This window comes from Oribacterium sp., from assembly GCF_057249185.1.
In genome coordinates, this window is record NZ_DBHIGR010000073.1 from 1 (window position 1) to 10,071 (window position 10,071).

Here is a 10,071-nt window from a genome sequence, read left to right on the forward strand (position 1 = left end):
GGATTTGTAAAATTAAAAACTTTAACACCTGGCTTTGCATTCTGTTTAATTATTTCACAGTATTCAGCCAATACCGGAATGGAACGCATGGCAAAAGAAAGACCTGCTGCACCAGTGGTCTCTTGTCCTAGAACGCCATTGGATAAAGCAATTCTTTCATCTAAAACTCTCATATAGTCCCCACCCACACGGATAGTAGTGATGATATAGTCTGCATCCTTTACTGCTTCCACAGCGTCTACAGATAGGGAAAGCGTCAGTTTCGGCTCAATTCTATTACTAACCTCTTTAGCCAGTCCTCCATAAATTCTCAGTTTTTCCTCATCATTATCCATAAACACCAGCTCTGTAATATGTAGAGCTTGTGCTTTTTGTGCAATGCTTTTAGCCAAAAACAAGGAACGGACTCCACCGCCTCCAATGACTGTCAGTTTCATTTTATATCCCTCGCTTACAATTTTCCCGGATAATATTGTCGGATGATATCTCCGGTAACCATACTTTGGTAGCATCCAAGTCCTGTTGTGGAATATCCGGCGAAAATATTTCCTAATTTTAGCCAATCAGAAATTTTATCGCTTGTCAGTATTCCATAAATAACTCCCGCCAAAAAATTATCTCCTGCACCTGTAGTATCTATAGATTTCGGAAATGATATGGCTTCAGAGAATCTTAAAGTCTTATTCTCCATCCAAGCACAACCTCTGCTTCCCATCGTAACAATAGGAAACCTAGTATATTGCCCTAAGACTTTAAGAGCCTCCTCCACAGAAGTGGTCTCTGTCATCTTCATAGCTTCTTTATCATTAGGAGTAAATACATCTACAAAGGAAAGGATTTTCAAAAAATCTTTGATGTTCAAGTCATCTTTCCACCCTGTATCACTAACGATAATGCTTCCCTCTTCATGTAGCCGTTTAGTAACTGCAAAATGTCCCTTCGGAGCAAACACAACCTTCGCATCTTTCAAATACTGATATACCGTCTCTTCCTCTAAAGCGTCTTCACAAACTTCATCATTTCGTGTTACAAAGCCTCTATCTCTATCCCAAGAGAATACACAAGATACCACCAAAGGATTTTTCCCTTTGCTTACTTCTGTTGTTGAATAAAAATTAGTGTAATTAGTAAATCCTAGCCTTTCCATCAATTGAATGCACAGCTTGGACTCATCATCTTCTCCCAAAAAGGTACCCAGTGCAGTCTTTTTCCCAAGGAAATTTAATACAATGGGAATCACCGTTGGTCCTCCTCCCAATTGTATAGAAAACTCCCGAGAAAATACTTCTTCTCCCGGCAAGGGCATTCTATCCATTCCTTTGAAAATCAAATCCAGTGTCATCTGGGAAAATGCTTTAAAATCATATGGTTTCATACACAATCTCCCATTTTATGCATATTTTGCAATTTCCTTCTTCAAGTATTCCAAAATTGCAAGATTTTCCTTCTCTTTTTCATCCTTTGGAATTCTTTCATACAAAGTATCCGCATATTCCAATACCATTTTCACATCTATGGTTTTTTCTATGTTCCGAACCACTTTATGGTAATTATTAAAATACAAGTCTTGCAATATTTCGTCTTTCAGATTAAGTCCTCTACAGTTTTCTTCAAAAGCAATAAATTCCTCTTCTGTTTCCAGTACCCGTCTTAAGCAAAATACTGTCTCTTTCCAATGGTCTGAAAAGGTATCCGTTCCAAATAAAATTTTGTCGGAATGTTTTTCAAAAAAATCTCTCCAAAATTCCCAATCCTTTGCAAAATTTTCAAACATTTCCCAGCCCGGAGTAATGTCAAAACGAAGATTTGCGTAGCGATTAAATAATTCACTACATAATCCAGGCTGATCTGAAACAAAGAAGAAATGTGGTAAAACAATATTTAACTTCGGATGTTTTCGTAAAAATCCGAAGGCTTCCTCATCCAACTCCCACTTATGCAGATATTTTCCGTTTCCATAAAATGTATTTTCTTTTTTAGCCCACTCCGGCAATTTATCCCAGTACCAAAATTCAATTGGATCATTGATATGGTAGGTAATAGGCATCTGAGATTTTTCTGCATAGTCAAACATCAGGTCATAGTTGGGTGCATCTAGAGGAATTCCCTGTCTCATCCTTACAAATGGTTTCCCATCCAACATTTTTATTCCATCAAATCCCGCAAGGTCAAAAAATTGAATCTGCCTTTTTAATTCCTCCGCCTTCGGCACGGTAAAATCCATGGCATAATCAAAAGAAGCAAAGGCTCTGCATCTACCCTTTTCTTTTAATTTCATCAAAGCAGCCAGTAAGTTATTTGCAAAGCATCCTTTATGTTCAAGCATGGTGTACGCCAAAAAATTCCAATGACTATACCCACAATAATCCACCATAGCAATGCATTCTTCTATGGCTTTCACATCAAATAAATGAATATGCGCATCATTAATTGGAAACTTAAAAATCATCTTTCTTTCCTTCCTTAGCCCTTTAAGCCACTATAGGCAATTCCTTCCACAAATTGCTTTTGGAAAAGAATAAAAATAACTATGAGAGGAAGTACCGCAATCACCGCTCCCGCCATAACCTGCTCATAATAGGTGGTATGTTCACCAATCAGCATCGCCAAACCCGCTGCAAGAGTCATCTTCTCTCTTAAAGAGTTATTTATTAAAGGCCACATTAAATCCTTCCAGGAACCAAGCATGGTTAAAATAGCCAAAGTAACGATACCAGACTTGGAAAGAGGAATTACAATCCGCCAATAAATTGTCATATAGCCTGCCCCATCAATTCTGGCAGCTTCATCAAGTTCTTTAGGAATCGTTTCAAAAAACTGTTTCATTAAAAATACACCAAAAATATTAAAAATCCCCGGTAATGCCAGGCCCACTAGGGTATTGCTAAGTCCAAAGGATACCATCAACTTGAACCTTGGAATAATAAAAATCTGACTGGGAACCATCATTAAAGCCAGCATAAACAAAAACAAAAAATTCTTTCCAGGAAAATTTAGTCTAGCAAAAGCAAATGCACAAAGTGTTACAACCAATAATTGAAACACTATCATCAAGATGGTCACAAAAAAGGTATTAAAATACAAAATAGAAAATTGTAGTTTTGAGAAAACTATCTCAAAATTATCCCACTTAGGTACGGTAGGAAAGAATTTCAGCGGAATCCGAATCGTCTCTTCATAGCTTTTAATAGAAGTTAAAAACATCCAAAGGAATGGACCAAAGGCAAAAAAAGCTGCTATCAGCAGAAACAAATGACTTAAAACACTGGAGCCTAAGCTTTCTCCACTCTTTACTTTTTTCTTCATTTCTATGTCCTACCCTTCTTTTACCCAATATTTTTTGACCAGCATCTGAATAATAGTGACAAACAAAATTAATAGAGCTAATACCACGGAAATTGCAGCCCCATATCCCCTCATACTACTTTTTGTAAAAGCACACTCATAAAAGTAAGTCACTAAGCTGTAGCTGTATTGATAGGCCAGAGATTTTCTATCCACCATCAGGTAAATGAAGTCAAAAATCTGTAAAATCCCGATGGTAATCATGATGAATGAGAAAAAAATCATAGGAGATAACATTGGTAGCGTAATATGAAAAAAAAGCTGCCCATTGCTTGCCCCATCAATTTTTCCCGCCTCATAATACTCCCTATTAATCCCCTGTAGAGCTGCCAGCATAATAATGGTATAGGTACTAATCATAGACCAAGCACAAACCAGAATAATAGACCATCGTACCAAGTTCACATCTCCCAGCCAGGCTTGTCGTGATAATCCTATCTTTTCTAAAAGATAGTTTAAAACTCCGTACTGATAATTTAATATCCATCGCCATAAAATTCCGATAGCTGCAGGGATAGTTATTGCAGGGATATAAAGAAGAGTGCGATAAACTGTCCTTCCTCGTATTTCTTTATTCAAAAGATTAGCCAAAAAAACCGAAGCAAAAAGAACTATAGGAACCCCCACAATGGCATAAAAAATAGTATTTTTGAAAGCTATCCAGAATACATCATCCTGAAGCAATTTTCGATAATTTTCTAAGCCGATAAAAACACCATTACCAAAGGTTCCCATTTTTCGAAAGCTAAAAAAGACATTTTCAAAAAAAGGAAGTATATAGAAAATAAATAGCCCTAGAAACATAGGAAGGATGCAACAATACGCCACAAGTATTTCCTGTTTATCTTTGCGATTAACTCTATTTACTTCCCTCTTCATCTTTACATCCTCATAGCAGAGCAAGTTTCTCTTGCTCTCTTCGCTTTACATAAATTTATTTATACAGTTCATCCAATACTTTCTGTGCCTTTTTAGCGCCTTCTTCTAATGCATCCTTTACACTCTGCTTTTTCGCAAAAGCCACCTGCATGGAATCATCCACAAAAGAAGTCCAATCAAAGTTACCGTTGGAAGGATAGGGGAAACCAGTTTTACTTGCTTCCATAAAAACCTGAGCATCCAGATTCTTAAAGTTCTTAACATAAGCATCCTGAGCAGATAAGTAGGCCGGAATATCGATTCCCTTCTCTGCCTCATGCGTTTCTGCCTCTTCACCGCTAATATAACGAATAAATTCCCATGCCGCCTCTTTATTTTTACATTTTTCACTCATTACATAGCCAAGTCCACCCATTGTACAATAATTATTTTTTGCCATAGCCGGCATCTGAATCAGCTGAACATTTCCATCTTGAGCTAGCTTACTGTCTTCCAATACACTTGCTTTCCAAGAACCAACGAATACAATACCTGCCTGACCGGAAACAAATAAGTCTGTTCCCTTACTCTCGGAAAGTACCTCATAGGGTGCCATCTGACCATTGTCCATCAAATCAACAACCTGCTGAATCGCATCCTGAGATTCTGGCAATGCAGCACCTGTTGTTTTTCCATCTTCACTAAGGTAATAGCCTCCGTTTTGATACAAGAAATTAATCCAAGAAGGTTGTCCATCCAATTCCATTACAATAGGATATTCACTTCCACCTTTCTCATGGATTGCACTCTTTAGCTGATCTGCAGTTGCACGCATATCGTCCCAGGTCCATCCCTCTTTGGGAAGTTCCACATCATACTTTTGGAAAATGTCTTTATTTAAGGCACAAACTACGGTATCTAATCCTTTGGGAAGGGCATACTGCTTATCACCATAATTAAATGCCTTTATTCTTCCCGATGCATAAACGGATAAATCAAGCTTATCCTTTTCAATATATTCATCCAAAGAATGGAGTAACTCATGGTCTGCATACTTAGTAAGATAAACATTCATCCAAAAAACATCCGGTGCCTCATTGGTTTCTAAAGAGGCATCCAATTTGGTCCAATAAGAGTCCCATGGAATCTGTTGTACACTAACATTTATTTTCCCTTCATGTTCCTTATTAAAGGCATCTACATTTTCCTGAACTACACTAAGCTGTGCCTCATCCCAAATAGCTAGAGTTAGATTCGTTTGTTCCTCTTCTTTCTTTCCGCATCCTGCAGTAAGCACTAGTGCACCCGCCAGTACTCCATAGGCAATTCCTCGTAGCGTATTTGCCCCCACAAGCTTTTGCATTTCCATAGATAAATTGTTTTTCATAAAGCCTCCTTTATAAAATGTATTCAATTCTGCCTGTTTTCCTGGCAGCTAGATCTTTCAATAATTCTGAAAGGAAATATGATATCTACATTTTTGTTTCTTTCTTCTTTTTCTAAAAAAAAATTTAAAGATTGCGTAACAAATTCCTGAATGGGCTGATGTATTGTCGTTAAAGGCGGATTATATTTTTCCGAAAAGGAAATATCGTCAAAGCCTAGAACAGACACATCCTCCGGTACTTGTATACCACTTTCCTGCAATGCACGAATGGCACCCATAGCCATTTCATCGCTAAAAGCAAAGATTGCCGAAAAGTCCACCTGTTTATCTAAAACTTTCTTCGTTAAACGATATCCCATTTCATAGGTTATCTTTCCATGTGCAAAAAGATCTTCAACTATAGGCAAACCAAATTCTTCCATAGCCTTCTTGCAACCTACTAGCCTCTGAAATGTGGAGCCTAGTTTATTTGAATAATCAGATAAAATTAAAATTCTTTCATGATGTAACTGAATCAGATACTTCATTCCCTCATATGCTGCTAACATATCATTTACATGTACCATCTCTGACTTGTTGTCCGTAGCAGGTCCACCACACATCACAGTTCTGATATTTTTAGACAAAATATAACGCAAAATTTCCGAATCTATTTCTTCATCCAGATAAATAACACCTTCAATATTCATTTCCGAAAAAAATCTTTTATAATCTTGCTCCCCTTTTTCGTAGGGAATAATCACCATACGATATTGGTATCGGGGCAACTGGGCAAAAATCTCTCTCAGTACATCACGATAAAACATAAGCTCTAGATCGGGAAGCATAACTGCAATCACTCTTCCTTCTTTACGTCTCTTATGTTGATGAGCATAGCCAAGCTTTTCAGATACATCCTCTATTCGACTGGCCAATTCTCTGCTTACCACTGTGCTACCAGAATAGTATCGGGATACAGTCGCAGGGGAAACCCCAGCTGTTTTTGCAATATCCCTCACTGTTACAGAGTTTCCTTGCTTAACATTATTCTTCATTTGGAATAATCCTTTGGTAACTAAGTATTAGCAACTTATTTTTATACATTTCCAACAATAATTTCTTATACACAATTATATCTATTGAGCATTTTTAGTCAATATTGTTTCATATGTTTCATATATATTTCATATGTTACACAAAGTGTTAACTTGTAGTATACTTAACGTTCATTCACTGCCGAGTTGTTTAGAGAGACTATTGTGTTTTCAAATATTTAATAAACATACAAAATCCCCCTTTACTACATAAGTAGTAGAGGGGGATAAGCGGATATCAAAAATAACTTACATTAAAAATAAGATACTCGCTAGAAGACAAGCTTCAGCGTTTTAATTTCAAACGGCTTAATTTCTACGCAAATATTCTTTCCTGTATCCGGAATTTCTTCCTCTTGCTCCTCCAAAAGATTACATAGATAAGCCTTCTTTATCGGTGCATGGAAACTCAAATTGACTTTTCCTCTTCTTCCATGGAACTCATAAAGCCTCAAGATATATGCTTCCTCATGCTCCGCTTTTTTCAAGCACTCTAGCTGTATATTCTTCTCCTCTACTTGAACGAAAGAGAAAGTATCTGCATTTCCTAAAACAGAACTTAAAGCCGATGTATTGTCTGGATTCTCACTGAGCAAGAAGCTTTCTACCGGATTGTTTAAAGCATAAACATAAGAAATCATATCACTATCCTTCCAACTTCCCTGATGCGGGAAAATACTGTAGGAAAAATGATGAATTTCTTTATCCGCCATAGGATTGGGATATAAGGGAGACTTCAGTAAGCTAAGTCCTATGGTAGATTCTCTTACACTAATGCCAAACTTAGAGTCATTTAAAATAGCTACTCCAAATCCATCTTCACTTAAGTCCATCCACTTATGATGGCAGACTTCAAATTTAGCTTTATCCCAGGAGGTATTTGCATGCGTTGGCCTTTTTACATTTCCATATTGAATATCAAAGCTCGCCTCTCTCGTTTGAATGTCAAAAGAGAAAAAGTTCTTTAACAGTAAAAGATGTTCCTTCCAATCCACTTCATAGTCCAAATCTACCTTAGGATGATTCTTATATAATCGAATCCATTGTTTAATTCGAGAAGATAAAAATATCTTTTCAATACATAAACTGAAGCGTAGAGGACCTTCTTCTACTACTTCCATAGAAAGAAGCTCTGAAACTTCATAAGGCTTCTCACTATAATAATCATTGATATCCCAGGCATCATAGTTATGTGGTCTATCTTCAAACACACGTAAAACATTACCATGACTTCCCTTTACCAACAGTTCTCTATTTTCTCTCAAATCCACAAAAGAGATAAATTCTCCTCTTGCATCAAGTTCTATTTCAAAGAAAGGATTCGAAATAAATAAACCGCCTTCATTTCTCTTTTCCCAATGGAAGGTTTTTGTATTTTCTTCATCTTTCTTGATTTTTTCCACTTCTTGAGAAGAGCCTTCTCTTAACATAAATTTGGAAAATCCAAAGCTGGGAAGGGATTGTAAATCCAAAAGACAATCACCTTGTTCTCCTTTTTGCAATAGATACTCTTCTTCTCCTAAGCTAGCAATAGGATTCTCATATCCGGGTAGCAGCAAAGAGATAAGTTCTCCTCGTCGATTCTGCTTAGGATTCCATAGCAAAAGACTTGCATCACAGGTCTGTTTCATGTCTTCGGAATCTGCATTCCCAAGAATTCCATTTTCCCAGCTTCCAACATAACCCGCATCACTTTGGAAGTCCCTTTGCAACCAAGCATTAGAAAGCTCTTTTAGACTGTTTTTCTCTGCTACTGCATCCTTTCCTAATAATTCCTGTAGAGCATTTTTCTTTAACTCTTCCAGTTCAAAGAACAGTTTATGATACTCCTTCATAGAATCTTCATATACTTCATAAATACTGGATCCCGGTAAAATATCATGGAACTGGTTCCGAAGAAGAATAAGCCACAGCTCATGCAATCTTTTTCTTGGATAGGAGGTATTGTTTTGCAGAGATAAAAGCTCTGTGAGAGCTTGTAAAGCCTCCATGTTTTCTAATGCAAATTCTCCTCGTCTATTCCATTTTTTATTTCTTGCCATAGTCGTATAGGTACCACGATGATATTCCAAATATAATTCTCCACACCATACGGGAATATCATTTTTCTCGCAGAGTTCTTTCTGAAGCCTATCGTAAAAAGACAATGCAGTACCCTGTTGTGTACGCGGAAGCCCGGGGATTCCTTGCTTCATTCTGATATCCTTTTCCAGCATTTCCTTTGTTGGGCCGCCACCACCATCTCCATATCCGAAGCTGCATAAAACTTCTTTATTTAGCTCCTTGTCGCTATATCTTTTCCAAGAACCTTTTACTTGGGATGGATTTAAGTCTGCATTGTAAGTGGTATAGAAATCTTGACCGGATCCGCCTTCCACTTCCGGCTTTTTATAATCTCTACTGGGGATGAAATGAGTTAAGCAACGACTTCCATCAATTCCTTCCCACAAAAAACTATCATGAGGCATTTTATTCGTCTCATTCCAACTAATTTTAGTAGTCATAAAATAAGGCACACCACATTTTTGCATAATCTGCGGAAGCGCTGCAGAATAGCCAAAAACATCCGGAAGCCATAAAATCTTATTATCCTTTCCAAACTCTTCTTTAAAAAACTTTTTGCCATACAGAAATTGTCTAGTCAGAGCTTCACCGCTGGAAAGATTACAATCTGCTTCCACAAACATACCGCCTTCTACTTCCCAACGTCCTTCTTTCACTCTTTGCTTAATTTCTTCATAGATTTCCGGAGCATTTTTCTTCACATACATATAGAGCTGAGGCTGGGATGACATAAAAATATAATCCGGATAATGCCTCATTAACTCCAATACAGTGGAAAAACTCCTTACCGCCTTATCTTCTGTTACCGCCAATGTCCAAAGCCAAGCACAATCGATATGCGTATGCCCTACAGACAGTACCACCGGAAATTTTTCTTTATTACAATAGGTTTCATAAAACTCTTTTTGAAAATACTCGATCGCTCTTTCTACACTTTCATAAAAAGCCGGACTGTTCTCTACTCTAAAATCCACAAGATTAATGGCATGATTAATCTTCTGCAATATAGTAATGTACTCTTCTGAATCCTCTTCCAAGAGCATCATGGTATCGTAGGGTACACTTAGGTCATAGTACAACTTTTCCACTCTTGGCTCTAAAATTCGAAAAGCTCCCATCATTTTTAAAGAATAGTTTTGGTCCCCCGTAAAGCAGGTTAAAAAGATTTTATATTCATCTCCTGCCTTAGCATTTTCGCTAAGAATGCATTCTCTATGATTTACATCCAAGCCCTGTCTTAAAATCCCATTTACATAAAGAGAGAATTGGGGATTTAATGCATCCCAAGCTCCCTCTTTTCCTGTCTCCAAAGAAAAGACCACTGTTTTCCCGGCAAAGTTTTCC

At 37.3% G+C, this 10,071-nt stretch carries 8 protein-coding genes; all 8 read right to left on the reverse strand.

Features of this window, described 5'->3' with window-relative positions:
- Window positions 1-437 (reverse strand): family 4 glycosyl hydrolase (locus tag ACO4PX_RS05630; RefSeq protein ID WP_485571925.1); only part of this gene is annotated, 437 nt, incomplete at its 3' end.
- Between the two features lie 14 nt (window positions 438-451).
- On the reverse strand, window positions 452-1,375 hold the full coding sequence (locus ACO4PX_RS05635; RefSeq protein WP_485571927.1) for a carbohydrate kinase family protein: 924 nt from the start codon (window positions 1,373-1,375) through the stop codon (window positions 452-454).
- Between the two features lie 15 nt (window positions 1,376-1,390).
- Window positions 1,391-2,449 carry an amidohydrolase family protein gene (locus ACO4PX_RS05640; protein ID WP_485571929.1) on the reverse strand — a complete coding sequence of 353 codons (1,059 nt, stop codon included), beginning with the start codon at window positions 2,447-2,449 and terminating at the stop codon, window positions 1,391-1,393.
- Between the two features lie 14 nt (window positions 2,450-2,463).
- Window positions 2,464-3,306, reverse strand: a complete 843-nt coding sequence (locus tag ACO4PX_RS05645; protein WP_485571931.1) for a carbohydrate ABC transporter permease — start codon at window positions 3,304-3,306, stop codon at window positions 2,464-2,466.
- Window positions 3,307-3,315: 9 nt separating this feature from the next.
- Window positions 3,316-4,224 (reverse strand): carbohydrate ABC transporter permease, encoded by a 909-nt coding sequence (locus ACO4PX_RS05650; RefSeq protein ID WP_315365367.1) that lies wholly within the window; start codon window positions 4,222-4,224, stop codon window positions 3,316-3,318.
- A gap of 55 nt (window positions 4,225-4,279) precedes the next feature.
- Window positions 4,280-5,590 (reverse strand): ABC transporter substrate-binding protein, encoded by a 1,311-nt coding sequence (locus ACO4PX_RS05655; RefSeq protein ID WP_485571933.1) that lies wholly within the window; start codon window positions 5,588-5,590, stop codon window positions 4,280-4,282.
- 23 nt (window positions 5,591-5,613) lie between these two features.
- Complete coding sequence (locus tag ACO4PX_RS05660; RefSeq protein ID WP_485571935.1) at window positions 5,614-6,624, reverse strand: LacI family DNA-binding transcriptional regulator; 1,011 nt, start codon at window positions 6,622-6,624, stop codon at window positions 5,614-5,616.
- 311 nt (window positions 6,625-6,935) lie between these two features.
- Window positions 6,936-10,071: alpha-mannosidase (locus ACO4PX_RS05665; RefSeq protein WP_485571937.1), on the reverse strand; the 3,136-nt coding region annotated here is incomplete at its 5' end.